The organism is Planctomycetota bacterium (assembly GCA_016872555.1).
In the GTDB taxonomy this organism is placed as follows: domain Bacteria; phylum Planctomycetota; class Planctomycetia; order Pirellulales; family UBA1268; genus F1-20-MAGs016.
Window position 1 is genome coordinate 23,551 of record VGZO01000005.1, and the last position, 25,527, is coordinate 49,077.

Consider the following 25,527-nt stretch of genomic DNA (forward strand, 5'->3'; position numbering starts at 1 on the left):
AGAACGGAGTGGATCGGTGATTGTAGCGCCCCGGCCGCCGCAGGCTGGACAGTCACCAGGGCCGGGCTTACGATCGATTCTCGTCCAATCCCCGCGCCCGCGGGGAGAGGGGCGGTAGCTCAACTGGGAGAGCGCGGCGTTCGCAATGCCGAGGTTGGGAGTTCGATCCTCCTCCGCTCCATTGGCCTGTCGGTTCGGTATCGGCGTCGGCGCCGTGGGCTCGGGCCCGCGGATGCCACGCCGTTCCGATCGGTCCTCGCGTGCCGCTTCTGGCCGCTGTGGTGCACCCCGTCGTGTGACCGCCCCCGGTCTGACCGCGACGCGGTGACGAAAGGGTGAGATGACGCCATCCACCGACCCGTCCGCCGACCTCATGCTCCGCGTCCGGGCCGACGACGCCGAGGCCTTCGAGGAGCTCGTCGCCCTCTGGCAGGGGCGGCTGGTGACGCTGTTCCTCCACCACACGGGCGACCACTCCACCGCCGAGGACCTCGCCCAGGAGGTGTTTCTCCGCGTCTACCGGGCGCGGGGCACCTACAAGCCGACGGCGCGGTTCTCGACCTGGATCCACACGATCGCCAACAACGTCGCCAGCGACCTCAGGCAGCGTGCCTACCGGCGCCTCGAAAAGGGGGTCCCGGTGTCGGCCTCGGCGTCGCACGGGGAGATCGGCCTCGACCAACTCGCCGTCGCGGCCAGCGGCCAGCGGCCGGCGCGGCAGATCGATCGCAGCGAACTGCAGGACGTCGTCCAGGAGGCGATCGCCCGGCTCGGCGACAACCAGCGGATGGCGCTGTTGCTGGCCAAGTTCGAGCACTGCTCCTACGAGGAAATCGCCGCCGCGATGGGGCTGACCGTGCCGGCGGTGAAATCGCTCCTCTTCCGGGCCCGCGACCAGTTGCGGAAGGCGCTGGCTCCCTACGAGCGCGAGGGGTTGCGATGAGCGGCGACCACGATCCGACCGCCGGCGCTGGGCCTGGTGCCGGGCCCACGGCTTCGCCGGGGAACCGCGCCGACGACCCGGCCCTCGATCTGGAAAGCGTGTGGGGGGCCCTCGACAGCCTTCCCCGGGCGGTCGCCTCGCCGGCGCTCACCGCGACGACCGTCGAGATGGCGGCGGTCGGTGTCCGCACGGGAGGGGAGACGCCGGGGCGGGGCCGGGCGACGCTCGGCTGGACGCTGCCGGGGGGCGCGATCCTCGGTGGTCTCGTGGCGGGCCTTCTGCTCGGCCGGGCGTCGGCTCCCGATCCCGACCAGCGGGCGCTGGAATACCTTCCCGTGATCCGCCACGTCGGGGCCCTGCGCGAAGCGGGATCGATGGAGTTCCTCGCCGAGGTCGCGAAGCGCGACTACCCGGTGCCGCGCCGCTTCGGGATGTTCGGGGGCCGCCCCGGCGAGGCGCGCGGCGGCGAGGGAGCCGACGAGGCTCCCGGAGGATCCGACGGGGGAGCCGCCGAGATCCCCGTGCCGGCGGAGTGGGAGGCGGCGGTCACCGCACTCGCCGGCGAGCCGTTGGGCAAGGAAACCCCCGCCGACGTCCTCGCGCGCCGGCGCGGCGACGTGGAGGCGCTGCCGGCCGACGAGCGCCGCGAGCTTTCAGACCGGGCCAACGAGTTTCTCGGGCTTTCCGAGGTCGCCCGGCACGACGTCCTCGAACTCGCGCGGTTCCTCGCCGCGTCGGGCGACGGTCGGGCGGCGGAGCGCGAGCGGCTCGAGAACGCCGTCGCGGTCTGGCACCAGTACCTCGCGCTCCGCGACCCCGCCGAGCGCGACGACGTGGTCGACCTCTCGAAGGAGGAGCGGCTCGAGTCGCTCGCCCGGTTCTACGCCCGGTTCCCGTTCCGCGGGCAGCGCGACTGGGACCCACGCCGTGGGTCCGGTGGCTCCCGTCCCGACGGCGCGGGGCGCGGGGGCGAAGGGACCCCGCGCGGAACACCCGACGGCGGCCCGCGGTCTCCCGGCCCGGCTCCCGCGGGGGCCGGCGGCCTCAAGCCCGCCGCTCCCGGCGGGGAAGGCCGTCCACGAACTCCGCCAGCAGCGCATTGAACGCCGCGGGATCTTCCAGCGGCGTCATGTGGCCGCAGCGGGGGACGACGGCGAGCCGCGCTCCGGGAATCACCGCGGCGTCCGCGGCCATCCTCTCCGGCGGCGTGATCACGTCTTCCGCTCCGCACACCAGCAGCGTCGGGGCGGTTCGGGTGGCGAATGCCCCGGTCATGTCGGGCCGGGCGGCCAGCGCCGCCAGCGCGGCGGTGACCGTCGCGACCGGCGTGCCGAGGATCATCGCGCGCACGAGCGCTTCGGCACCCCCGCGCTGTGGCGTGCCCCGCGCGACCGCGGACGCCGCGAACAACCGCGGTAGCATCGCCTCGGCGAGGGCGCGCGTACCCGCGCGCTGGACGCGCGCGGCGAGGTCGTGGCGCGCGGCGCGCGCGTCGGGGGTGTCGGCTTCGAGCTTGGTATCGACCAGCACCAGCGCCGTGACGAGATCGGGGTGGCGGATGGCGACGTGCTGGGCGACGTAGCCCCCCAGCGACAGCCCGCAGACCACCGCCCGGGCGCCGGGCGCGAGGGCCGTGAGGGCCGCCGCCGCGTCGTCGGCAAGTTGTTCGACGGACGCAGGGGCCGATCCGCCGCTGCGGCCGAAGCCGCGCTGGTCGGGCGCCAGCAGCCGGAGGCGCCCGGCGAGCGCCTCCTGCCCCGACCACATCCGGTGATCGAGGGGAAAACCGTGCAGCAGCAGCAGGGGCTCGCCCCGGCCCACGTCGTGGACCCGCAGCGTCGTGTCGGCGAGGGGGACGTCGCGCATGGCGGGATGAGGCCGGTCCGACCCGTCGGAGGCGGACGGGGCGGTCAACGGGCGGGCGTCGCCGCGAGGCGGCGGAAACGGTCGAGATTCCGCTTGATCGTCGGACTCGCCGGCTCGCGCCGCCAGGCCCGCGTCTGCCAGCGCGCGGCGCCGTCGTAGTCGCCGGCGGCGGCCCGGCAGTGGGCGAGGGTGTCGAGGTAGGCGGGGCTGTCGAACATCCTGTCGAGCGAAATCCGCGAGTAGCGTGTCGCCCTCTCGAGGTCGCCGGTGGTGTTGCTCACCAGCCAGGCGTATTCGTTGTAGGAATTGGAGTCTTCGGGAACCGCCTGGATGATGTTCTCGATCTGCCGCAGCGCCTCCTCGACGCGCTCGGTTGCCGCGGCGAGCTCGGCCGGCGTGTCGGCGGCCGTCTTGTAGAGGGCGATCAGCGAATCGACATCCTTGCCGTTGGCCGCCAGCGAGGCCTCGATCGCCGCCCGCGCGGCGGCGCCGTCGCCGCGGGCCCGTGCGGCGCAGGCCTCGAAGTACAGCTGCCGTGAGCGGACCGCGGCCTGTTCACGCTGGAGTTGGTTGAACATGTCGTCGAGATCCTTGCGGCCGTCGCGCCGCTCGAGCGTCTCGCGGATGATCCGGGCGGCGGCCGCGTCGTCGCCGCCGTCATGGAGGAATTCGGCAAACCGGATCGCGGCCTCGATCCGGACCGCCATGACGAGCGTCGGACGGTCGATCACCTCCTGGTACAGCCGTGCGGCCCAGTCGCCGCATCCCCAGTGGGCGACCCGGCCGGCGAGCCACGGTTGCTCGGTGATCGCCGCGCGGCTGGCGGTGAACGCCGCCTCGGCGATCGGCGCGGCGAGCGCGTCGCGGCCACGGCTCCGCTCGGCGTGCGCGACGGCGAATCCGGTCACCGCGACGCTGCCGAGCCAAGGAAGCGGGGGATCGAGGAGCGCGTCGACGGCCTCCGGCAACCCCTCGTGGACGCACCATACGAGCGTGTCGGCGAGCTTCGTCGCCGCCCGCATGGACGGGCGATCGGCGGGGAGCAGGTCGCGAAGCAGGTCGCGGGCCGTGGCGATCGCATCGTCGCGCCGGCCGGCGGCCGCCAGCAGCCTGATTTGCAGCCTGGCCAGGTCCCGCGCCGGATCGCCCGACACCCCGGCGAAGATGCTGTTGGAAGGTTCCACGCGGTCGCCCCGCCAGTCGTCGAGTGCGTCGAGTGGCGGGGTGGACGCCGCCAGCGTGCGCCACGCTCCCTCGGCCACCACCAGCGCGGCGGATCGGCCGGCGTCGTCCCCGGCAGCGTCGAATTCGACGAGGGCCCGGAGCAGAACCGCGGCGGGGCGCTGGCTGGCTCCGAGGCCGGCGGTGATCCTCGGCCGGAGCCGGTCGAACGCGGGATCGTCGGGATACCATTCGGCGGCCAGGAGCGCCGCCGCCCGGCGCGAGCAGAGCGTCGAGCGGTCGAGGCGGACGATCCGCGCCAGGGCTTCGATCCCCGCCTCGTCGTCGAGATCCATCAACCGGTGCATCGTCACCCCCCGGTCGTCGATGTTCTGGCCGCGGTACTGGGCCAGGAGACGAGCCACCGGGGGCGGGTCATGGGGCATGTCGAGCGGGATCGTGTCGACGAGCCACCGCGCCTGGAGGGCGACTTCCAGGTCCTGGCTGGTCTCGGCGGCACGGAGCAAGTCGTCGATCGCCGCGGGCCCGGCCGCGCGGAGGGCCGCGGCGGCCGCTTCGCGAACGTGGAACTCCTCCGCCCCGAGCCGGGCGATCAGTTCGTCGAGGGGAAGTGCGTCCGGGGAAGCGCTGGCATTCGCCGGGGCCGTGGCCGATACGATCGAGGAGGTGCAGGACACCAGCCACCATGCGGCCGTGACCACGCACAGGGCTTCCCGCAGACGGGCGCGGGCGCCGTGGCCGGCGGGCGAATCGCGGTGTGCGGCGGCCTTGGTCACGGTCGACTCGTCCCCCGAGAAGTCAGCGGCTCTTCTTCGAGCCTACGACCGGCGGCGGGGGCAGGGCAAGCCGACGGTGGCCGCCCTCAGGCGATGTCGGGTTCGAGCCCCAGGTCGCGGATCGTGACCAACGACTCCAGTGGAACCCCCTCCGCGGCGAACGCCGCGGAGGCTCCGGCGAGTCGGTCGATCACGGTCACCACCCGCTCGACCACCAGCCCATGGGCGCGGGCACGCTGGATCGCCACCAGCGCCGAGCCTCCCGTGGTCGTCACGTCCTCGACGATCACGACCCGTTGGCCGGGTTGCACCGGGCCCTCGATGAACTTCTGCGTCCCATGGTCCTTGGGTTCCTTGCGGACCAGGAACCCGAGCAGCGGAAGGCCGGCGACTCCAGCCATGGTGACGACGGCGGCCGTGATCGGGTCGGCACCGATGGCGAGGCCACCGATCGCGTCGGGCAGCGGCCCGCAGGCCGACAACCGGGCGAGGATCGACCGGCCGACGAGCATCGCCCCGCGGGCCTCGAGCACGACCTGTTTGGCGTCGAGGTAGTAGCTCGCTTCGCGGCCGCTGGCGAGCTTGAACGTGCCGCGCCGCAGGGCGCGGCGCTCGATGAGGGCGATCAGTTCCGCCTGATTCCCGCCCGCTGCCGGTTGACCGTGTTCCATGGGTCCTTCTTATAGCAAGCTCTCGGGTTCCGGGCAGGCTCCCGGTTTTTGACTGGCACCGACCCCCTCCTAGAATCAACTGGAGAAGCCACCATTTCGAACGCCGCAGTGGAGTCGATCATGCCGGCCCCGAGACGACCGTGGCGATGGCCGACGTTCGTCGCAGCGGGTGCCGGGCGCCGTCTCGACCTGCAGGCGGCGACAGTCTGGCTCGCGGCGATCCTCGCCGTCGCTGTGCCGGCGCCGGGGCAGGAGGCGCCGCCCCCCGCGGAAGATCCGCCGAGCGTGGGCCGGATCGTCGTCCGGTTGCCGATCTCCGGGACCCGCGACAAGCAGGCGATGGCGGCGATCACCCGTCAGGTGGAGCGGCTGAAGCCACGCCCCGGCCAGCGTGGGATCCTGGTCGTCGAGTTCGCCCCCGGTGACGAGGGGGATGTCAGCGACTTCGGCCACTGTTTCGAACTCGCCCGATTTCTCGGGTCGCCAAGTCTGGCGGCGGTCAAGACGGTCGCGTTCCTGCCGCAGGGCATCCGCGGCCATGCCGTGCTCGTGGCACTGGCCTGCGAGCAGATCGTGATCGCGCCCGAGGCGGAGCTCGGGCCCGCCGTGTTGGCCGGTGACGCCATCGACAACACGATCCGGACGGCCTACACGGAGATCGCCGGCCGCCACCGTACCGTGCCGGAGGCGCTGGCCGTGGCGCTGGTGGATCCGACCGCCCGCGTCGTCCGGGCGGCGACCGAGGATGGCGACCAGTTCGTCCCTGCCGATCGCGTCGCCGCACTCCGCGAGACGACGACCGTCCTGGAAGTCGAGGATGTCGGCCCCAGCCCACTGGTGGCGACGGGACGCCGGGCGCGATCGCTCGGGCTGGCGTCGTTGCTCGCGGAGAACACGGCCGAGTTGGCGCGGGGGCTGGGGACCCTCGAGCGTGCCCTGCTCGCCGATCCCGGGACGGCGGAAGGCTGGAACGCCGCCGTCATCGACCTCTCCGGCGTCATCGGCGGCGACGTCGTCGCGCGGACCCAGCGGCGGATCGAGCGGCTCGTCGCCGAAGGGGTCAACTTCGTCTGCCTGCGGATCGACAGCCGCGGAGGTGAACCCGACCAGAGCCTCGTCCTCAGCGGATGGCTGGCGGGGCTCGACGCCGGCCGCGTCCGCACGGTGGCCTACGTGCCCGTGCAGGCGCGCGGGGACGCGGGGCTGGTGGCACTCGCCTGCGACGACCTGGTGATGGGCCCTTCGGCGGTGATCGGCGGGCCGGGGGAGGTATCGATCGGTCGTGATGCCGGAGCGGACATCACGACCAGTTGGAGGAAACAGGTCGCCGAACCGCGCGGTCGCTCCTGGTCGTTGCCGGTGGCGCTGGTCCGCCCGGACGTGGCGGTCCACCGCGCCACCGAGACGGCCACCGGGCGGGTCGAGTACTTTTCCCCCGAGGAGCTCGCCGAACGGGCCGACCGCGCGGCCTGGCAACTCGGGGCCCAGGTCAAGAAGGGGCCGACGCAGCTGTCGGCCGCCGAGGCCGAGGCCTTCGGCCTGGCGGGGCACGTCGTCGAGGGGATCGACGGCATTTCCCAGGCCTACGGGATCGAGGGACAGATCAAACCCTCGATCCCGGGGTGGGCGGAGTCGCTGCTCGAAGCCCTCGCCAGTCCCGAGCTGGCCTGGCTGCTGCTGCTGATCGGTGGCGCGGCGCTGCTCTTCGAACTGCAGACCCCGGGCGTCGGGCTCGGCGGGTTCGTCGCCACGGTGGCGTTCGTCGTCTACTTCTGGGGCCAGTTCCTCCGCGGCACGAGCGGATCGCTCGAGGTGATGCTGTTCGTCGTCGGGCTGTTCTGCCTGGCGATGGAGATCTTCGTGTTTCCCGGGTTCGGCGTCCTCGGCCTCGGCGGCGGGCTGCTGATGGTGGCGGCGCTGGTGCTGGCCAGCCAGTCGTTCGTGCTGCCGGCCAACGACTACCAGCTCCGTCAGCTCGAGTGGTCGCTGGCGACGCTCCTCGGCGTCGCCGTGGGCGTCGCCGTGCTCGGCGTGCTCATGCGCCGCTGGCTGCCGGCGATCCCCTGGCTGCGGGACGTGATCGCCGAGGAGCCGTCGGCCGGCACGGTCACCGATTCCGTGGCCCTGCCCGCGGTGGGCAGCAGTGGCACGACGACGACGCGCCTCGCCCCGGCCGGCAAGGCGCTGTTCGACGGCATCGTCTGCGACGTCGCCAGCGACGGACCGCTGATCGAGCCGGGGGTGGCGGTGACGGTGGTGGCGCTGCGCGGCCAGCGGGTCGTCGTCAGGGCCGCCGTGCCATGAGCTTGATGTGGGTCGTGCTGCTGTTGGTGCTCGGCCTGGCGGTGATGGTGGCCGAGGTGTTCGTGCCCTCCGGCGGGGTGCTCGGCTTCGTCAGCATCATGGCGATCCTCGCCGCGGTGACACTGGCCTTCCTCCAGGTCGGTCCGGGCGCCGGCGTGATGACACTGGCGGTCGTCGTGGTGAGCGTGCCGACCGTGCTCGGGCTCGCGTTCCGCTGGTTTCCCGAAACAGCGCTCGGCAGGCGTGTCCTGCCTCCGCCTCCGGAAGGGACGGAGGTGGTCCCGCAGGCGGCCGAGCGGCAGCGTTTGCGCGACCTGGTCGGGCAATCGGGAGACGCGGTGACCGACCTGCTCCCCTGGGGCACGGTGGCGCTGGGGAGCGAGCGGGTCGAGGGGATGAGCGATGCGGGGCCGCTGACGGCCGGGAGCCGGGTCAGGGTGGTCGGTGTCCAGGGGCTGGCGGTGATCGTCCGTCCCGTGGGGAGTGCATCCGCCGATCGTCACGGTGCCCATGGTCCTGACGAGTCCGCCCCGCCCCCGGGCGACCGGCTCTCGCCCACCCTGGAGACCTTCGAGTTCGACCAATTCGACCCTCCGCCCGCTTGACTGGCCGCGGTGGCGGATCAACGCTTGCCCGGAGATGTCCGGTCGCCGGCCATGCCGTTCCAGGGAGTCCCGATGCGATACGTTTCGGTGGCAATCCTCGTCTTCGGTCTCCTCGCCCTCCTCGTGATGGCGCTGCTCATGGCCCGCTACCTGCGGCTGTGGGTGCAGTCCTACGCCTCGGGTGCCGGGATCGGGCTGTTCGATCTGGTGGCGATGAGCTTCAAGAAGGTCAGCCCGACGGTCATCGTCCGCAGCAAGATCATGGCGGTGAAAGCCGGTCTCGGTGACGCCAGCGGCATCACCCGGCAGGCGCTGGAGGGGCATTACCTCGCCGGGGGGCGGGTGCCGCTGGTCGTCCAGGCGCTGATCGCCGCCAACAAGGCGGGGATGACGGAGCTCGACTGGAAGCTCGCGACCGCGATCGACCTCGCCGGCCGCAACGTCCGCGAGGCGGTGCAGACGAGCGTCTATCCCAAGGTGATCGACTGCCCCGCTCGCAACAGCGGCCGCGACTCGCTCGACGCCGTCGCCAAGAACGGGATCCAACTCAAGGTCCGCGCCCGGGTGACCGTCCGCACCAACCTCAACCAGCTCATCGGCGGAGCCACCGAGGAGACGATCATCGCCCGCGTCGGCGAGGGGATCGTGTCGGCGATCGGATCGGCGGAGAAGCACACCGACGTGCTCGAAAACCCCGACGTCATCTCGAAGACGGTGCTCGCGCGGCGCCTCGACGCCAACACCGCGTTCGAGATCGTCTCGATCGACATCGCCGACATCGACGTCGGGGCCAACATCGGCGCCCGGCTCCAGGCCGACCAGGCCGAGGCCGACACGCGCGTCGCCCGGGCGAACGCCGAGGGGCGCCGCGCGATGGCGGTGGCCCGCGAGCAGGAGATGGTGGCGGGCATCGAGGAGAGCCGGGCGGCGCTCGTCGAGGCCGAGGCCGAGGTGCCCCGCGCGATCGCCGACTCGCTCCACTCGGGGCAGCTGGGAATCGTCGACTACTACAAACTGCGGAATCTCCAGGCCGACACGGAGATGCGCCGCTCGATCGCCGGCGCTTCGGCGTCGGGAGCGTCGGCGCCGCCGCCGGCGTGAGCGTCGTCCGGGGGTGAACACCGGCGGTGCCGGCCCCCGGCACCGCGGCGTTCCGTTCCAGCGAGGAGAGACTGCGATGCCGGGAATGCCCGTGGCGGCCATCGATTTCAGCGACCTCCTCGAATTGGCCCCGATCCTCCTGCCGGTCGGTCTGTGGGTCCTGTCGCGGCTGGCCGCGGTGGTGCGGGGAATGAACAACGCGCCGCCGGGCAGACCGCAGCCGTTTCCACCCGACGTCGTCCGCGACCTGCGGCGTGGACCGGCCCCCGGGCGTGCCGCGCCGCCGCGCCCCCCCGCCCCTGCGCGGCGCCCGGTCCCGGTCCCGGTCGCCGGTGGTGGCGAACCCCCCGCCGCCGCCGATCCGGCGTTCGAGCTTGCCAAGCAGATCGAGGAGTTCATCGCCCGTGGGCAGGGGTCCGCGGTGCGGAAGCCGTCGCCGCCGCAGCCCGCCGCAGCCCGCCCTCCCGGCACGGAGCGGCGGGCGTCGCGTCATGGGGAGCGGAAGGATCCCCGACAGCCGCAGCGGCCAGGGGCAGCGGCGAAGGCACCGGCACCACCGCCAGCGGCGACGGATCTGGGGCGGCTGCCGACCGACGTCAGCCGCCATGTCGAAGCGGCGTTTCGCCAGGAACCGCGCGCGCTGACTGTCACGGATCCGGTGGCGCCGACGGTGGCGACGACCCCGCAACACCCCGTCGTCGCCGAGCTGGTGGCGGCGATCCGCGACCCGCGTGCCTTGCAGCGGATGATCCTCGTCCGTGAGATTCTCGATCGGCCCGTCGACCGCTGGTGAGCGACGGGGTCTCCGCGGAGGCGAACGATGCCCACCCCGTCCCCGATCCGTCCCGGCACGGATCGCCTCGGCTGGATCGGCACCGGGATCATGGGGCGGGCGATGGCGGCGCGGCTGCTCGCGGCGGGGCACCGGCTCACCGTCCACACCCGCTCGCCGGCCAAGGCCGAGCCGTTGCTTGCGGCGGGGGCCGAGTGGGCGCCGACGCCGGCCGCGGCGGCCGCCGGCTCCGCCGCCACGTTCGTGATCGTCGGCTACCCGGCCGACGTCGAGGCGGTCGTGTTCGGTGCCGACGGCGTCCTCGCCGCGCTCGCCCCTGGAGCGCTGCTCGTCGACCACACCACCAGCAGCCCGGCGCTGGCGGAGCGGATCGCCGCGGCGGTCGCCGCGCGCGGCGCGACGAGCCTCGACGCGCCGGTCACCGGCGGGGATCGCGGTGCCCGCGAGGGCACGCTGACGGTGTTCGTCGGTGGTGATCCGGCCGCGCGGGGGGCGCTCGACGCCTGCTGGCCCGCCGTCTCCGCCCGCGTCGTCGATTGCGGGCCGCCGGGCAGCGGCCAACGGACAAAACTCGTCAACCAGATCGCGATCGCCGCGGGGATGATCGGGATGTGCGAGGCGCTGCTGTTCGCGTGGCGCGCCGGGTTGGATCCCGAGGTGACGCTCGGCGCCATCGCCGGGGGGGCGGCGGGGAGTTGGTCGCTGTCGAACCTCGGTCCACGGATCCTCCGGGGTGATTTCGCGCCCGGCTTCCTCGTCGAGCACTTCGTCAAGGACATGGAGCTCGCCCTCGAGGAGTGCCGGCGGATGGACCTGCGCCTGCCGGGGCTCGAATTGGCCGAGTCGTTGTACCGTCGGCTCGCCGACAGTGGCCGCGGCCGGCTGGGGACGCAGAGCCTCGTGCTGGCGCTGGCAGAGCATGCAGCGCTGCGGTGGCCGACCTGCTGAGCTGCAAAGGGACGCGCGGTCCCCGGGCCGGTTGAGCGCGCAAACCCCGGCGTTGGCCATGTCCCGCGGCGCCTGGCCGGCCGCCGACTTCGGGCTGGGAGGGCATTCCGCGCACTCCGCCGGAATCGCCCCCGTTCTCCAGCCGACACCCCCATCGGAGTCGTGCCGGTGGCTCCTCCGGGAATCGTCGATCCGCGCCTTGTCCCGCGCCCGGCGCTGCTCTACAAGTCGGATCGGCGGCTGCTTCGGCGGCCTCCCGCTGCGCGTAGACGAGGTCGCCCAAGCCTCGCCTACGCGCTCGTTTTCTGCAGGTCTGCCGCTGCCTTCCTCGGGATGGCGGCCGGTGGATTCGGCACGCCCTGCGGCGCGGAAGGAATCGTCCGCGGGGCGCGGCCGGCGATCGTGGTGGCGCGGAGGACAGGGGCATGGACGACCCGCAGCACGTCGCCACGCCGCGTGCTCCGCGACGGCCCGCGGCACACCGCCGGACCCGGGAGTCGTGCCTCGGCGGAGCCCCGATCCCGCGCGGATGGACCGCCGCGCTGCGTGGATGGGCCGCCGCGCTGCGTGGATGGGCCGCCGCGCTGGTGATCGCCGCCGCAGTCGGCCACCAGACGGCCAACGCCGACGATGGCCCGCCCCCGTTCCCGGCGACGGTCCGTGTCCTCGCCGACCACACCTACCTCCGGGCCGGTCCCGGTCCCGATTACTATCCGACCGAGCGGCTTGCGCAGGGGGAATCGGTCGAGATCTGGGCGGTCGACGAAGCGGGATTCTGCGCCGTCCGACCGGTCGCCGGGAGTTTCAGCTGGGTCCGCGCCTCCGATCTTCGCCTCGACGATCGCCCGCTCGGGGCGGTGGCTCCTCCGGGCAGCGAGGGCGTGGTGATCCACGACGGGGCGCTGGCGCGGATCGGCTCGCAGCTCAACGACCTGCGGCACGTCGCGCAGGTGAGCCTCGAGGCGGGCGAACGGGTTCGCGTGCTGGGGCGCGTGAGCGTCGCGGCAGGCCGCCATGCCGGCGACTGGGTGAAGATCGCACCGCCGGCGGGGGAGTTTCGGTTCGCGGCGCGGAGCGATCTGGAGTCACCGCCGGGGATGGAGCCGGCCGCGGTGCCGGCCGCACCGGCCGCCGCGGCGGCGCTGGCGGAGATCCGCTCCGCCAGGGCGGCGACCGAGGCCGTCGCCGCGCAGTTCCGCGAACCACTCTCCGCCGCTCCGGTAGCCGACCCGCCGGCACCGCTCGGCGGGATGGCCGAGGCCCGGCGCCTGCTCACCGGCTGGCTGCCGCGGGGCAGCACCGTCATCGACGGCACCGCGCCCCGTGCCGTCAGCTCTCCCGAGGCCGTCGCGACGGCCGACGACTTGGCGGACATCGACCTGGCCCTTTCGCTGGCGGTGGCCGGACCGACGGAGTCGTGGAACCTGCCGGCCGTGCGCGAGCGCCTCCGCCTGGCGGCCGCCCGGTCGACGCAGCCGGCCGATCGCCTCCGCATCGAGGCGATCGACGCCCGCCTGTCGCGATTCGAGGCGATCGCCTCCCGCCAGCGCTCGCTGGCCGAGGCCCCCGCGGCTGCCGCCGCGCCGGTGCGGATCGGGGGCATGTGGTCGAGTCTGTCGGCGCTCGGTTCGCGCCCGATCCGCCCCGGTGTCCTCCCCGGTGGCGTGCCGGCCGACGGCCAGCCCACCTGGACGCCGAATGACGTCGTCGAATCGAGCGGTCGGCTGGCGACGGTCGTCTCGCGGCGCCCCGACGCACCGCGGTTCGCGATCGTCGACGCCAACAACGCCGTCCTGTCGTTCGTCACGCCGCAGCCCGGCGTCAGCCTCGCGCCGCTCGTCGGCCAGCAGGTGACCGTTCGCGGGCCGCGCGGCTTCATGCCCGAGTACAAGCGCCCCTACGTGGTCGCCACCGAGGCCCGCCCCCGGCTCGCCGCCGCGCCGCTCGAGGACGGCGCGACCCGACGCTGACGGCTCCCGTCAGCGTTGCGCGGGTGCGGGCTTCCACCGTGCCGCCAGCCGCGTCGCCGCGGACTCGTGGTCGTCCCCGGCACCGCCGGCACCGGCCGCGGCCGCCGCCCGGCGGGCGATCCGCGCCAGCGAGCGACGGTCCTCGTCCGGTGTCCGTGGGAGACGGCTGGCGAGACGCTCGACGCCCGCGGGATTGTCGATGGCGGTCGTCGACAGCGTCTCCATGAACAAGCCGATCTCGCGGAGATTCGCCGCGGCGCAGCGGACGACGAGCGGCTGCAGCGTCCGGGTCACCAATTCCAGTCCGATCCCGTCCATGTCGACGAACGCATCGACGACGAGGCGGTGGCGGTGCCCCAGGGCCGTCGTGCCGACCGGTCCGTGACGGACGACGATCACGCACGACCCCGTCAAGGGTCGGGGGGCGAGCGAGCCGGTGTAGCGACCGCGGCCATGGAACACCAGCAGTCCGCCGTTGCCGTCGCGCCGGGCATGGAGGAGGCGGATGACGCCGACTGTGCCGTAGCCGTCGGCCAGATGCCACTGTCCGGGGCCGGTCGGGTCGAGGGAGAGTTGGCTGATCCCCAGAGCACGCCAGATGTCGACGACCACCTCGGGCTTGTCGAGCGCGAAGTGGAGCAGTGCCGTGTCGCAGTCGATGTCGAGCGCGGGCAGGCGACGGTAGAGGGTGCTGTTGCGGACGCAGTCTTCGACGGCGTTCCGCTGTGCGGCCGGCAGCCGCTCGAGGGGCAGCTGGCGGAGGACATCCGCGCGCGCCTGACGCGACGAACCGCCGCCGTCGGGCAGGAGTCGCTTCGCATCCTCGCCGGGAGCCGCCGCCGCCACGCCGGCGACGCAGGCCACCGCGATCACCCAGCCGCGCACGATCACCGCGCTTGCCCCCCGATCCACCGTCGTGCCCCCCGGCATGCCGCGTTACGGACCGATCGATTCGATGACGACGCCGACCGCCATGCTTTTCGGCTCGCCGCCGCCGCGAGAACCACTCAATCCGCAGGGGTCCACGGAGCGGCTTGCCCAGGTCCCCTGGCTCGCCCCGGGGACACGAAAGTGGGTTTGGCCCGGCCCCGCAGGTTCCATATCATCCCGCCCCCTCGTCCGTAGCCCGGACGAAGGGTTCGCGGGAGCGCGCATGACGTCCGATCGCTTCGCCACCGTCCGGCCCACGGGCCTCCTCGGCCGCGGGTTCGTCGCCTGGACCAAACTCTGCCTCCGCGCCGGGGGCATCGTCGTCCTCGCCGCCGTGGTCCTCGCCGTCGCCGCCGGTGCGTGGACGGCACGGTCGCTGGGCTACAAGGTCAACCGCACCGACCTGCTCGACCCCCACAGCGACTACGCGCGCCTGTGGACCGACTACGTCACCGAGTTCGGCGACCACGAGGATGCCGTCGTGGTCGTCGAGGGGCCGAACCGCGCCACCGTGATCCGTGTGCTCGAGGAGGTGTCGGCGGAGGTCTCGCGCGACGGTGCGCTGTTCGGTGAGGTCCTCCACGAGGTCGATCTGTCGCGGATCCGCTCCAAGGGACTGCACTACCTTCCGGTCACCGATCTCGAGGCGATCGACCGGTTCCTCGAGCACGCCGCGCCGCTCCTCGACGGTGGTTGGGCACAGCTCCGCGTCGGCACGATGGTCGGCGGCCTCACCGCGCAGCTCGCGGTGCCCGCCGACGCGGCGGCCGGTGGCGAACCGCCGGCCAAGGCGCTGGAACGCTACGTCGAATGCCTGCTCGACAGCCTGGAGACCGGAACGGCCGGTGCCGACGGCCGCCGCGACCAGGCCCCCTCGCCCTGGCCCGGGATGCCCGCCTCGCTGTCGACCCTCCACGACCTCGCCAGCCAGCACCTCCTCGCCAAGGACGGGCGGCTCGGGTTCGTGCTCCTCCGTCTGGCGCGTCAGGCGGGGGGCTTCGCCGGAGCCTCGGCGGCGACCGACGAGCTGCGCCGCCTCGTGTGCCTCGTCGCCTCGCGCCATCCCGACTGCAGCGTCGGCCTCACCGGCCTGCCGGTGATGGAGGACGACGAGATGCGCTCCAGCCAGTCGTCGATGCTGTGGGCGAGCGTCCTGTCGATGGCGGCGGTGATCGTCGTGATCGTCGCCGGGTTCGGCGGCGTGCGCCACGCGCTGCTGGCCAACGGCGTCCTGTGCATCGGCATGGCCTGGGCGTTCGCCTGGGCGACTGCCGCCGTCGGCCATCTCAACATCCTCAGCGTCACCTTCACCGTGACGCTGATCGGCGTCGGGATCGATTACGGCACCTACTACGTCGCCCGGTATCTCGAGGCGCGCCGCCAGGGACTCGGCTGCGAGGACGCGCTGCTCGAGACCGGTGCCGCGGTCGGCCCCGGGATCCTCACCGGGGCGGTGACGACCGCGGTGGCGTTCTTCTCGGCGGCGCTGACGAGCTTCGTCGGCGTGGCGGAGCTCGGCCTGATCGCCGGCGGCGGGATCCTCCTCTGTGCGGCCGCGGAACTGCTCGTCCTCCCCGCGGCGATCGCGCTGGTGGACCGCGGCCCGCTGGGGAGGTCGATCCCCGAGCCGGTGCCCGTGCAGACCTGGATCGCGCCGCTGCTGCGCCAGCCGCGGTTCGTCGCCCTGGCCATGATGGCCGGCACGCTGGCGGTGGCCTCGGGGCTCCACGACCTCGACTACGACCACAACCTGCTCAACATGCAGCCCGAGGGGCTGGAGAGCGTGGCGGTCGAGAAGAAACTCCTCGACGAGAGCGACCAGAGCGTGTGGTACGCCCTGTCGATGGCCGACTCGCGCGAGGAACTGCTCGCGCGCAAGGCCCGGCTGCTGGCCCTGCCGAGCGTCGAGCGCGTCGACGAGATCGCCTCGCTGCTTCCCGGCGACGAGGAGCAGAAGCGCCCGCTCATCGAGCGGATCCGGCAGCGGTTGGCGACGCTGCCGGAGCGGCCCCCGGAGATCCCCGTCGATCGCGTCGACCAGCTCGGCGAGACGCTCGCCTGGGCCCAGGGGGAGGCGGCCCGGCTGCCGGGCGCGCTGCGCTCCGCCTGGTATCTGGAGCGGACGCGCGACACGCTGCGGCGGATGGGGCCGACCGAGTGCTACCACGCATTGGCGTCGTTCCAGCAGCGGTCGGCCGGGGATCTCGTCAGCCGCCTCCACGCCCTGGCCGCCGTCGCCGATCCGGCGCCGCCGTCGCTCGACGACCTTCCCGAGAACCTCGTCCATCGCTTCGTGGGGTCGACCGGACGGCACCTCCTCAAGATCTACGGCCGTGGCGACATCTGGAACTTCCACGCCCTCGAGCGCTTCGTGCATGACGTCCGCGGCGTCGATTCCCGGGCCACCGGCCATCCCGTCCAGGCCTACGAGGCGTCGCTGGAGATGAAGCGGAGCTACGAGCAGGCGGCGCTGTCGGCACTGGTCGTGATCCTCGCCGTCCTGTGGCTCGACTTCCGCCACCTTGGCCATTCACTCCTGGCGGCGCTGCCGCTGGCCCTGGGAATGCTGCAGACGCTCGGGTTGATGGGCCTGGTGGGGATCGACCTCAACCCCGCCAACGTGATCGGCATCCCGCTGATCCTCGGGATCGCCGTCGATTACGGCGTCCACATCGTCCACGACGCCCGGGAACGCCCCGGCCCCTACATGATCAGCGCCTCGACCGCCAACGCCGTGCTCGTCGATGCCCTGACGACGATCCTCGGGTTCGGCGCGTTGATGGTCGCCAGCCACCGCGGGCTCGAGAGCCTCGGTCGACTGCTCACGCTCGGTGTCACGGCGTGCACGGTGACGTCGCTCGTCCTGCTCCCGGCGATCTTCGTGCTCCTCCGTGGCCGCGCCCCGGCGCCCGCGGCCGCCGCCGGACAGCCGGCCGAATCCACCGCGTGAGGCGGTCGCCTTCGGCCCCCCGGCCCGGCGCCAAGTCTGCCTTGTGCCGTCGTCCGCCGGCGCGGTAGCTACCCGCCGGATCCTCGCCCTGCCCGCGGAGCAACCATGAACCTTCGCCCATCGTTTCTCCGCCGCCCCGCCGGTCGCGGCGTGTGTGTCGTGGCCTGCCTCGCCGGCGGGATCGTACAGTGCCTCGCCGGAGCGGCGGCGGAACCCGCCACCCGCCCGGTGGCGGTGAGCCTCGAGGATCAGTTCCGCAATCCGCGCGACACAGCCCGGTTGGTCGGCGATGTCGTCGTGTTGGTGTATGCCGAGCGCAACGGGGCCGAGGCCAGCCACGATCTCGGCCGTCGGCTCCACGTCCACTTCCACCCCACCGCGGCCACGGTCGAGGGGCCGGAGTGGGGGCGGCAGCCGGTCGTCGCGCCGCAAGGGTGGCCCGCCGATCGCCGTCCCCCGGACGTCCACGCCGTGGCGGTCGCCTGCCTTCCGGAGATCCCGCGGGCGTTGCACCCGGTGGTCCGGGCGCAGGTCCGCAAGGAATCGCCGTACGTGCCGGTGTGGCTCGACTTCACCGGCGTGATGCCGCGACAGTTCGGCCTCGAGGACGGCGTGCCCAACGTCCTGCTCGTCGACACCCGCGGCCACGCGCAGGGGGTCGTCCGCGGCCAGGTCGACGAGCTGCGCTATCGGGAGCTGGTGACGGCGATCGATCGCCTCCGGGTCGCGGCCCTCGCCCAGCCGGCGCTGGCGACGGCGGGGAGCCAGCCCGGCGGCGTACAGCCGGCATCGGGCACCGTGCCCGGCCGCGGCGGGGTCGTGCCGGCGGGTGGACCACCGGCGGTGGCCGCGCCGGCCGCTGTCCTCAGGAGCGGTGGCGCTCCCTGAACCGCTGGCTCGCCTCGGTGAGCGTGGCCCGCTCGGCGGGTGTCAGGCTCGCCTCACCCGAACGGCTGATCTTCTCGAGGATCCGGTCGACCGCCTCGCGGAGCTCCTCGTCGGCGCGGTTGCCGCCGCGCGGGGACGGCGAGGTTTCATCGTCCCGCGACGGCGGTCGGACGACGCGGAGCCGGGGCAGCGACGGCGCCCGGAGCACCTCGCCGAGGTTCCACCCGCGCCACGCGTAGCAGAGCCCGAACGCCGCCCCGCCGATGTGGGCGACGTGGGCCACCGAGCCGCGGGCGGCATAGGCGCTATAGGCGTCCCAGCCGATGTATAGCAGGCCCAGCGCCCAGGCCGGCATCGGCAGGAACCCGAACAGCAGCAGCTCCATGTTCGGGTAGTGCCAAATGAACAGCGCCATCACCGCCATCACCGCGCCGCTGGCCCCGACCATGAACCGTCCGGCGTCCAAGGGCGTGAATACCTGGACGCTCACGACCCAGGCGATCCCGGCGACGACGATCGCGGTGCAGTAGAAGCGGAAGAACTCGGACCGGCCGATGATGTCTTCGACCTCACGGCCGAAGAACAGGATCGCCAGCATGTTCATCGCCAGATGGAGGATGCTCCCCGGGTCGTGGGCGAAGCCGTAGGTGAGCAGGTTCAAGAACCGGCTCGGCTGACGCGGCAGATTCCCCGGCAGCGCGAGGTAGCCGTCGAGGTCCACCTCGTGGAACACGAGGTTGGCGATCCACACTGCCACCGTCACCGCGATCAGCGTGGCGACGGCCGACCACGCCGTGGTCAGACCCGGCGGAAATGATCCCTCGTAGCGGCGATCGGCGAAGCCCATCGTGTCCTGACGCCTGCGGGGCGGACGGAAGCCGTGAGGGCATTGATCGGTCAGGTCGTCATCGGCCCGGGGGAGGCCGTCCGCGACCGCGCGGCCGGTGTGAATCCCCGATTGGCCGAGACGTTACCTCCGCCGCCGCGCACCGTCGCATCGTAGGCGGGGTGGGGGGGGCCTGCAACCGCCCACGCACGACCCGGTGCGCGGGGGGATGTGCTACATTCTCGCCCGCATCGTGATCCGGGCCGGGGTGTCCCGGCCGGCGGCAGCGCGGCGCTGATGCCGCGGCGAATCAGGGCATGGGGAGGCTCCGGGCATGGCCACCAACGGTCCATTGGGCAGAAAACTCCGGATGGCGCTGGTCGGCGGGGGCCAGGGTTCGTTCATCGGCCGCGTCCACGTCACCGCTGCGGTGCTCGACAACCGGGCGGCCCTCGTCGCCGGTGCCCTGTCGAGCGATCCGGCCCGTGCCAAGGCGAGTGCCGCGGATTACGACATCGAGCCGGCCCGCGCCTACGGCTCCTACGAGGAGCTGATCGCCACCGAGAAGGCGCTTCCCGCCGGAAAGCGGATCGACTTCCTCTCGATCACCACCCCCAACCACATGCACTTCCCGGTCGCCAAGGCCGCGGTCGAGGCCGGCTTCCACGTCGTCTGCGACAAGCCGTTGACGCTCGATCTCGCCGAGGCGGAGGCATTGGCGAGCCTGGTGCGGTCGAGCAACGTCGTGTTCGCCGTCTCCCACAACTACACCGGCTACCCGCTGGTGCGCCAGGCCCGGCAGATGGTCCTCTCCGGCGAGCTCGGCGAGATCCAGGCGATCCGCGCCGAATACATCCAAGGCTGGCTGCGGACGCGGCTCGAGGCCGAGGGGCAGAAGCAGGCGGCGTGGCGGACCGACCCGGCACGGAGCGGCGCCGCCGGGGCGTTCGGTGACATCGGCACCCACGCCTACAACCTCGGCCGCTACATCACCGGCCTGCTCCCCGAGAAGATCAGCTGCAACCTCGAGATCTTCGAGCCCCACCGGGCCCTCGACGATTACGGCCACGCGGTGATCCGCTACGCCAACGGCGCCCTCGGGACGGTGACCGCCTCGCAGATCAGCCACGGGCGGGAGAACGATCTGCGGATCCAGGTCGACGGCACCAAGGCGAGCCTCGAATGGCACCAGGAGGAGCCCAACAAGCTCCTCGTCCGTCGCAACGGCCACCCGCTGGCGGTGTACACGCGCGATCCCAACGCCCCGTTCACCAACGATGCCGGCAAGGCCGCCTGCCGGCTGCCGTCGGGGCATCCGGAGGCGTTCTTCGAGGCCTTCGCCAACGTCTACCGCTCGGCGTTCGACGCCATGGCGCTGGCGGCGACCGGCCAGCCGTTCGAGCGGACCGACACCGTCTATCCCAACATCCACGACGGCGTCGAAGGGATGCAGTTCATCGAGCAGTCGGTGGCCAGCAGCCGGGCCGACGGCGCCTGGCTGCCGCTGGGCCATCCGCTCGCACGCCGCTGAGGGTTCTCTCCCGATGCCCCCGACCAGCCGCCGCGACACCGCCTGTTTCGTGTTCGACATCGAGAGCGTGGCCGATGGGGCGCTGGTGTCGCGGCTGAAGTATCCGGGAGACAACCTCGCCCCTGCCGAGGCGATTCGCCGCTACCGCGCGGAATTGCTCGCCGAGAACGGCAAGGACTTCATCCCCTACACCTTCCAGCTCCCGGTTTCGCTGGTCATCGCCCGGATCGCCGGCGACTACCGGCTCCTCGATCTGGTGGCCCTCGACGAGGCCCAGTCGCGTCCGCACGAGATCGTCCGCCTGTTCTGGGAGGGCTGGGAGCGCTACGGCCGGCCGCGGCTGGTGACGTTCAACGGCCGCGGCTTCGACATGCCGCTCCTCGAGCTGTGTGCCTTCCGCTACGGGATCGCGATCGGCGACTGGTTCGCCGAGGACCGCAAGAGCTTCGACCAGCCGCGCAACCGCTACAACACCGCGGCCCATCTCGACCTTCACGAGTGGCTGACCAACAGCGGCGCTTCGCGGTTCGTCGGCGGGCTGTCGTTGGCGGCCAATCTCATCGGCAAGCCGGGCAAGACCGACGTCGCCGGCCACATGGTGCAGGACCTGTGGGATGCCGGCCGGGCGGCCGAGATCCACGACTACTGCCGGGGCGACGTCCTCGACACGTACTTCATCTTCCTCCGCTCGCGTGTGCTCGCCGGCGACATCGACCTCGCCCACGAGCAGCAGCTGATCGACCAGGCGCGGGACTGGATCACGGCCAAGGCGGAGTCGACGCCGGGACTGAAGCGCTACCTGGCAGCCTGGGGCGACTGGCAGAGCCCGTGGCCGGGGTGAGAGCGCCGCGGCGCGCGGTCGGACCGCGGTGACGGCCCGAGCGGCGTCGTGACCCGGAACGGCCGCCGGTCACTCCGCGATCGTTTCCTTGACCAGCTGGATGAAGTGCTGGGCACGCGACGAAGCGGTGAGATCGGCGGCCTTCTTCTCGGCGGCCTTCTTGTCGGCGTACTCGAACAGCACCAGCCGCTTCATCGCCGGATTGAACACGCCCCAATAGGCTTTCAGACGCGCCTCCTTGGCGACCTTCTTGCGGGCCGGCTTCTTGGCCGCGACCTTGGGCTCCTTCGCCGCCCCCTCCTTGACGGCCTTCTCCTTGGCCGGCTTTTCTTTCTTTCCCCCCGACTTCTCGCGCGCCTCGGCGGCGTCGGACTGGGCCCGGAGCTCCTTGCGGTTCACAACTTTCCGTGCCATGTCGCCTGCCGTCCTCGTACGCGATTGGTGGGTGGAAACTCTCGCCGGAGTATAGCCCGGCGTGGATCCCCTGCATCGGCCCTCGAGTGGTCGGCGTCGCGCCGCGACCGCCGTCTTATACTCGTCGTGCCGCTGCCCGCCGCCGGGCCGCCACCTCCGCAGGACCGCCGGAATCCCCGATGGACAGCGCCGTCGCCGACCTTCCGCTCGCCTCCCCGCTCACCGCCTACCGCGGCCTCGAGGACCGTCTGCTCGACGAGCGGATCGAAGCGGTCCGCCGGCGGATGGGGGGGAGGCTCGTGATCCTCGGACACCACTACCAGCAGGACGGCGTCATCGCCCACGCCGACCTGCAGGGGGACAGCTACCAGCTCTCCGCCGCCGCCGCCGCCCGGACCGACTGCGAGGCGATCGCCTTCTGCGGCGTCCATTTCATGGCCGAGACGGCCGACATCCTCGTCAACCGTCCCGAGAAGGTCGCCGACCGTGGCGGGCGGCGCGTCTCCGTCGTCCTCCCCGACATGGCCGCCGGCTGCTCGATGGCCGACATGGCGGCGATCCATCAGGTCGAGGATGCCTGGGCCGATCTCGGCACGGTGGCCGACACGGCGCGCGTCGTGCCGGTCACCTACATCAACTCGGCCGCCAGCCTGAAGGCGTTCTGCGGACGTCACGGCGGCATCGTCTGCACGTCGAGCAACGCCCGCGCCGTCCTCGACTGGGCGTTCGCCCGCGGCGACCGCGTGCTGTTCTTCCCCGACCAGCACCTCGGCCGCAATACCGCCCGGACGATGGGAATCGGCCTCGAGCAGATGTGCGTCTGGAATCCGCACGAGCCCCGGCTCGGAGGCAATGACGCCGCCCGGCTCGCGGCCAGCCGGGTGATCCTCTGGCAGGGGCACTGCAGCGTCCACGCGATGTTCCGTCCGGAACATGTCGACGCCGTGCGCCGCGCGGTCCCTGGCGTGAAGATCCTCGTCCACCCGGAGTGTTCGATGGAGGTCGTCGACAAGGCCGACCTCGTCGGGTCGACGAGCTACATCGTCCGCCAGGTGGAGTCCGCCCCCGCCGGCACGGCATGGGCGATCGGCACGGAACTGCACCTCGTCAAGCGCCTCGGGACGAATCACCCGGAGCAGTCGATCCGCTTCCTCTCGCCGGTGGTCTGCATGTGCGCGACGATGTACCGCATCGACCTGGCGCACCTCTGCTGGAGCCTCGAGCACCTCGAGGCGGGCCGGCCGGTGAACGTGATCACCGTCGACGACGACACCGCCCGCTGGGCGGTGACGGCGCTGGAGCGGATGCTCGCCGTCCGGTGAGCCCGGGGGATCTTCAGCCGCGCGGAGGACATGTCATGCGGTCGGTGGCAGCCTGGTGCCTGGTGGTGATCGGTGGCACGGTCATGGCGCATGGCGCACCCCCGGTACCGGTGATCTTCGACACCGACATGTGCGGCGATTGCGATGACGTCGCGGCGCTGGCGATGCTCCATGCGCTCGAGTCGCGGGAGCAGTGCCGGCTGCTGGCGGTGACGGTGTCGGCGAGCCATCCGCGCGCCGCCCCGTTCGTCGACTGCGTCAACCACTTCTACGGCCGGACCGGGATCCCCGTCGGCGTCGTCCGCCCCGGCGGCGTCGTCGAGCAGAGCGTGTATCTGAAGCTCGCCGACGCGACCTGGGACGACCCCGCCTTCGCCGGCCGCGAGCGCTATCCCCACCGGCTCCGCGACGCGGCCGACGCCGCGGAGGCGGTCGGGGTCCTGCGGGCGGCGCTGGCCGGCGCCCCCGATGGCGCCGTGGTCGTGATCCAGGTCGGCTTCTCCACCAACCTCGCCCGGCTCCTCGACAGCCCCCCGGACGCCGTCAGCCCGCTCCCGGGCGCGGAACTGGTGGCGCGGAAGGTGAAGTGCCTCCAGCTCATGGCCGGGGCGTTCCAGCCGATCGACGGCAATGCCGCCTACGGGGAATACAACGTCGTCCGCGACCGGGCGGCCGCCGCGCTCGTCGCCGAGCGTTGGCCGACCGAGATGGTGTGGAGCGGGTTCGAGATCGGGATCGCGCTGCCCTATCCGAGCCGGAGCATCCTCGAGGACTTCCGCGACGTGCCCCACCATCCCGTCGCCGAGGCCTACCGGATCCTCTCGCCGCCGCCGCAGGACCGGCCGAGCTGGGACCTGACGAGCGTTCTCGACGGCGTCCTCGGCAGCCGCGGCTACTTCGACCGCTCGCCGCCGGGGCGGGTGACGGTGACCGAGAAGGGGGCGACGACGTTCACGGCCGAAGCCGCCGGAAAGCACCGCTACCTGATCCTCCGCGACGAGGCCGCCAAGGCACGCGTCACCGAGGCGCTGGTCCAGTTGGTGAGCCAGCCGCGCTGACTCGTTTCGTCAGCGCCCCGCGCTGACGTGTTTGGTCAGCGTTCCACGCTGACGTCGCCCGTTCAGCCGACCGCCGCGTCGAGCGTCGGCCACACCGCGACCAGCTTGCGCGAGCGCTCGTACGCCGCCGCCAGCGTCCGCACCCCCTCCGGCCGCGGCGAGAACCGGCGCGGCGTGCCGGTGGCGTGGGCGGTGAGGAACGTCGCCCAGTCGCGGCGGTCGCCGCCGAGGACGGCGGCGCGGTACGCCGCCAGCAGCGCAGCGCCCCAAGCGCAGCCCTCGGCGGCACCGTCGAGGAGCGTGACCGGCGTGGCGAAGGCGTCGGCGATCACCTGCCCGAGGGCCGGCGTCTTCGTCAGCCCGCCGGAGAGGATCACCTCGGTCCGCGGGAAGCCCTGGGCGTCGAGCAGGTCGCTCCCCTGGCGGAGGTTGAAGACCGTTGCCAGGAGCATCGCCTTGGCGACGTTGCCGGGGGTGGCGTTGCGTTCGTTGAGGCCGATCACCAGGGCGGTGCCGCCGCGCGACACCCCGAGCCCCGGCTCGTCGTCCTGGAACGGCAGCGCGAGGATCCCGCCGCAGTCGTCGGGGGCGGCCACGATCTCGGGCATCAGCGTTGCGAACGCGTCCCCTCCGCTCCCCGCGCCGGCCCGGCCGAACAGGTCGACGACGGTGTTCATCGGCGTCGTGCCGTTGCGGATCCACACCATGTTGATCGGCTTGCCGTCGGGAGCACAGAAGTGGTCGATCGCCCGGGCCACCCCCTGGAACGGCCGGTCGCCGACCGAGTTGGCGACGACGCTCGTGCCGTAGCTCAGCGCCACCTGACCGGCCGTGCCGATCAGCGAGCCGGCGAGGGCGGCCGACTGGTCCCCCTCGGCCGGAGCAACCGGGATGCCGGGAGGCAGGCCGAGCAGGGCGGCGCCATGGCCGTCGAGCACGCCCCCGTCGCCACCGGCGCGGCTTACCTCGGGGAGCAGTGCGCCGAGCGCGGGGAACGGTCCCCCGGGGACGGCGGCGGCGTGGCGCTCGTAGGCGGCGAGGCGCCGCGGGTCGTAGCCGAGCGTGGCCTGGTCGATGGGAAACATCCCCGCCGCATCGCCGATTCCCAGCCGCCACTGGCCGGTGAGACGCCGCGCCAGCCAGCCGGCGGGGGTCGTGAGCCGACCGGTCGCGCCCGCCAGATCGGGGCGGTTCCGCAGCGTCCACAGCCAGCGCGCGGCGGTGATCCGCTTGGGCATCTTCACGCCGAGCAACGCGGTCAGTTCCTCCCCCTCCGCTTCGTTGCGGCCGTCGCACCACAGCCGCGCGGGTGCCAGCGGCGTCGAGTCGGCGGCGCAGAGGACAGCGCCGTGCATCTGCCCGGCGATCCCGATCGCGGCCACGTCGACGGGGATGCCGCGGCGCGCCGCCGCGGCGCGGACGTCGGCCATCGCGGCGGCCAGGGCGTGCTCCCAGTCGGCCGGCGCCTGCTCGTAACACTCGGCGGCGAGGCCGGGAACCATGCCGTAGCCCGCCGAGCCGGTGGCGACGATCCGCAGCGCCGGGTCGGTGAGGATCACCGACAGTCCCTGGGTGCCGGCGTCGATGCCGAGGAAGCCTGCTGCCATC

Annotated in this window: 21 protein-coding genes and 1 tRNA gene; 15 read left to right on the forward strand and 7 right to left on the reverse strand. The window is 72.6% G+C overall.

Features of this window, described 5'->3' with window-relative positions:
* The first annotated feature begins 108 nt into the window (after positions 1 to 108).
* From FJ309_02635 to FJ309_02645, 3 genes are all read left to right on the forward strand, one after another.
* Positions 109 to 181, forward strand: a tRNA-Ala gene (locus FJ309_02635).
* Between the two features lie 192 nt (positions 182 to 373).
* Complete coding sequence (locus FJ309_02640; GenBank protein ID MBM3953515.1) at positions 374 to 943, forward strand: sigma-70 family RNA polymerase sigma factor; 570 nt, start codon at positions 374 to 376, stop codon at positions 941 to 943.
* Positions 940 to 2,046: a hypothetical protein gene (locus FJ309_02645; protein ID MBM3953516.1), complete on the forward strand. Its 1,107-nt coding sequence runs from the start codon at positions 940 to 942 to the stop codon at positions 2,044 to 2,046. Before FJ309_02640 ends, FJ309_02645 begins: the two co-directional genes overlap by 4 nt.
* Here FJ309_02645 and FJ309_02650 read toward each other — a convergent pair.
* The 3 genes from FJ309_02650 to pyrE all read right to left on the reverse strand — a co-directional run bounded on the left by FJ309_02650 (position 1,988) and on the right by pyrE (position 5,438).
* A complete protein-coding gene (locus FJ309_02650) occupies positions 1,988 to 2,809 on the reverse strand; it encodes an alpha/beta fold hydrolase (protein ID MBM3953517.1) in 822 nt (273 codons plus the stop codon). The genes FJ309_02645 and FJ309_02650 overlap by 59 nt on opposite strands.
* A gap of 44 nt (positions 2,810 to 2,853) precedes the next feature.
* Positions 2,854 to 4,767, reverse strand: a complete 1,914-nt coding sequence (locus FJ309_02655) for a hypothetical protein (protein ID MBM3953518.1) — start codon at positions 4,765 to 4,767, stop codon at positions 2,854 to 2,856.
* Between the two features lie 86 nt (positions 4,768 to 4,853).
* Positions 4,854 to 5,438 carry an orotate phosphoribosyltransferase gene (gene pyrE, locus FJ309_02660; GenBank protein MBM3953519.1) on the reverse strand — a complete coding sequence of 195 codons (585 nt, stop codon included), beginning with the start codon at positions 5,436 to 5,438 and terminating at the stop codon, positions 4,854 to 4,856.
* Positions 5,439 to 5,558: 120 nt separating this feature from the next.
* On the opposite strand from pyrE, the gene FJ309_02665 reads away from it, so the two are divergent.
* From FJ309_02665 to FJ309_02690, 6 genes are all read left to right on the forward strand, one after another.
* Complete coding sequence (locus FJ309_02665) at positions 5,559 to 7,742, forward strand: hypothetical protein (GenBank protein ID MBM3953520.1); 2,184 nt, start codon at positions 5,559 to 5,561, stop codon at positions 7,740 to 7,742.
* On the forward strand, positions 7,739 to 8,347 hold the full coding sequence (locus FJ309_02670; protein MBM3953521.1) for a hypothetical protein: 609 nt from the start codon (positions 7,739 to 7,741) through the stop codon (positions 8,345 to 8,347). Before FJ309_02665 ends, FJ309_02670 begins: the two co-directional genes overlap by 4 nt.
* Positions 8,348 to 8,398: 51 nt before the next feature.
* Positions 8,399 to 9,448 (forward strand): UPF0365 family protein, encoded by a 1,050-nt coding sequence (locus FJ309_02675; protein ID MBM3953522.1) that lies wholly within the window; start codon positions 8,399 to 8,401, stop codon positions 9,446 to 9,448.
* 76 nt (positions 9,449 to 9,524) lie between these two features.
* Positions 9,525 to 10,241 carry a hypothetical protein gene (locus FJ309_02680; protein ID MBM3953523.1) on the forward strand — a complete coding sequence of 239 codons (717 nt, stop codon included), beginning with the start codon at positions 9,525 to 9,527 and terminating at the stop codon, positions 10,239 to 10,241.
* 27 nt (positions 10,242 to 10,268) lie between these two features.
* On the forward strand, positions 10,269 to 11,189 hold the full coding sequence (locus FJ309_02685; GenBank protein ID MBM3953524.1) for an NAD(P)-dependent oxidoreductase: 921 nt from the start codon (positions 10,269 to 10,271) through the stop codon (positions 11,187 to 11,189).
* Positions 11,190 to 11,614: 425 nt separating this feature from the next.
* Positions 11,615 to 13,159 carry a hypothetical protein gene (locus FJ309_02690; GenBank protein ID MBM3953525.1) on the forward strand — a complete coding sequence of 515 codons (1,545 nt, stop codon included), beginning with the start codon at positions 11,615 to 11,617 and terminating at the stop codon, positions 13,157 to 13,159.
* A gap of 9 nt (positions 13,160 to 13,168) precedes the next feature.
* Here the strand turns inward: FJ309_02690 and FJ309_02695 are convergent, their stop codons facing one another.
* The gene (locus FJ309_02695) at positions 13,169 to 14,089 is read right to left on the reverse strand and encodes a hypothetical protein (protein ID MBM3953526.1); all 921 of its coding nucleotides are present in this window, start codon (positions 14,087 to 14,089) and stop codon (positions 13,169 to 13,171) included.
* On the opposite strand from FJ309_02695, the gene FJ309_02700 reads away from it, so the two are divergent.
* Positions 14,088 to 17,039, forward strand: coding sequence for a hypothetical protein (locus tag FJ309_02700; GenBank protein MBM3953527.1), 2,952 nt, complete (start codon positions 14,088 to 14,090; stop codon positions 17,037 to 17,039). The genes FJ309_02695 and FJ309_02700 overlap by 2 nt on opposite strands.
* Before the next feature lie 105 nt (positions 17,040 to 17,144).
* Positions 17,145 to 17,927, forward strand: coding sequence for a hypothetical protein (locus FJ309_02705; GenBank protein ID MBM3953528.1), 783 nt, complete (start codon positions 17,145 to 17,147; stop codon positions 17,925 to 17,927).
* Here FJ309_02705 and FJ309_02710 read toward each other — a convergent pair.
* The gene (locus FJ309_02710; GenBank protein MBM3953529.1) at positions 17,905 to 18,774 is read right to left on the reverse strand and encodes a rhomboid family intramembrane serine protease; all 870 of its coding nucleotides are present in this window, start codon (positions 18,772 to 18,774) and stop codon (positions 17,905 to 17,907) included. The genes FJ309_02705 and FJ309_02710 overlap by 23 nt on opposite strands.
* A gap of 349 nt (positions 18,775 to 19,123) precedes the next feature.
* Here FJ309_02710 and FJ309_02715 point away from each other — a divergent pair, with 349 nt between their 5' ends.
* Together FJ309_02715 and FJ309_02720 are read left to right on the forward strand one after the other, a co-directional pair.
* Positions 19,124 to 20,284, forward strand: coding sequence for a Gfo/Idh/MocA family oxidoreductase (locus tag FJ309_02715; protein MBM3953530.1), 1,161 nt, complete (start codon positions 19,124 to 19,126; stop codon positions 20,282 to 20,284).
* Positions 20,285 to 20,297: 13 nt separating this feature from the next.
* The gene (locus FJ309_02720) at positions 20,298 to 21,125 is read left to right on the forward strand and encodes a 3'-5' exonuclease (GenBank protein ID MBM3953531.1); all 828 of its coding nucleotides are present in this window, start codon (positions 20,298 to 20,300) and stop codon (positions 21,123 to 21,125) included.
* A gap of 69 nt (positions 21,126 to 21,194) precedes the next feature.
* Here FJ309_02720 and FJ309_02725 read toward each other — a convergent pair whose 3' ends face one another.
* Positions 21,195 to 21,539: a hypothetical protein gene (locus tag FJ309_02725; protein MBM3953532.1), complete on the reverse strand. Its 345-nt coding sequence runs from the start codon at positions 21,537 to 21,539 to the stop codon at positions 21,195 to 21,197.
* Between the two features lie 179 nt (positions 21,540 to 21,718).
* Here FJ309_02725 and nadA point away from each other — a divergent pair, with 179 nt between their 5' ends.
* Together nadA and FJ309_02735 are read left to right on the forward strand one after the other, a co-directional pair.
* A complete protein-coding gene (gene nadA / locus FJ309_02730) occupies positions 21,719 to 22,861 on the forward strand; it encodes a quinolinate synthase NadA (protein ID MBM3953533.1) in 1,143 nt (380 codons plus the stop codon).
* 35 nt (positions 22,862 to 22,896) lie between these two features.
* The gene (locus tag FJ309_02735; protein ID MBM3953534.1) at positions 22,897 to 23,919 is read left to right on the forward strand and encodes a nucleoside hydrolase; all 1,023 of its coding nucleotides are present in this window, start codon (positions 22,897 to 22,899) and stop codon (positions 23,917 to 23,919) included.
* 62 nt (positions 23,920 to 23,981) lie between these two features.
* Here FJ309_02735 and FJ309_02740 read toward each other — a convergent pair whose 3' ends face one another.
* The gene (locus tag FJ309_02740) at positions 23,982 to 25,526 is read right to left on the reverse strand and encodes a hypothetical protein (protein ID MBM3953535.1); all 1,545 of its coding nucleotides are present in this window, start codon (positions 25,524 to 25,526) and stop codon (positions 23,982 to 23,984) included.
* Position 25,527: the final 1 nt, after the last annotated feature.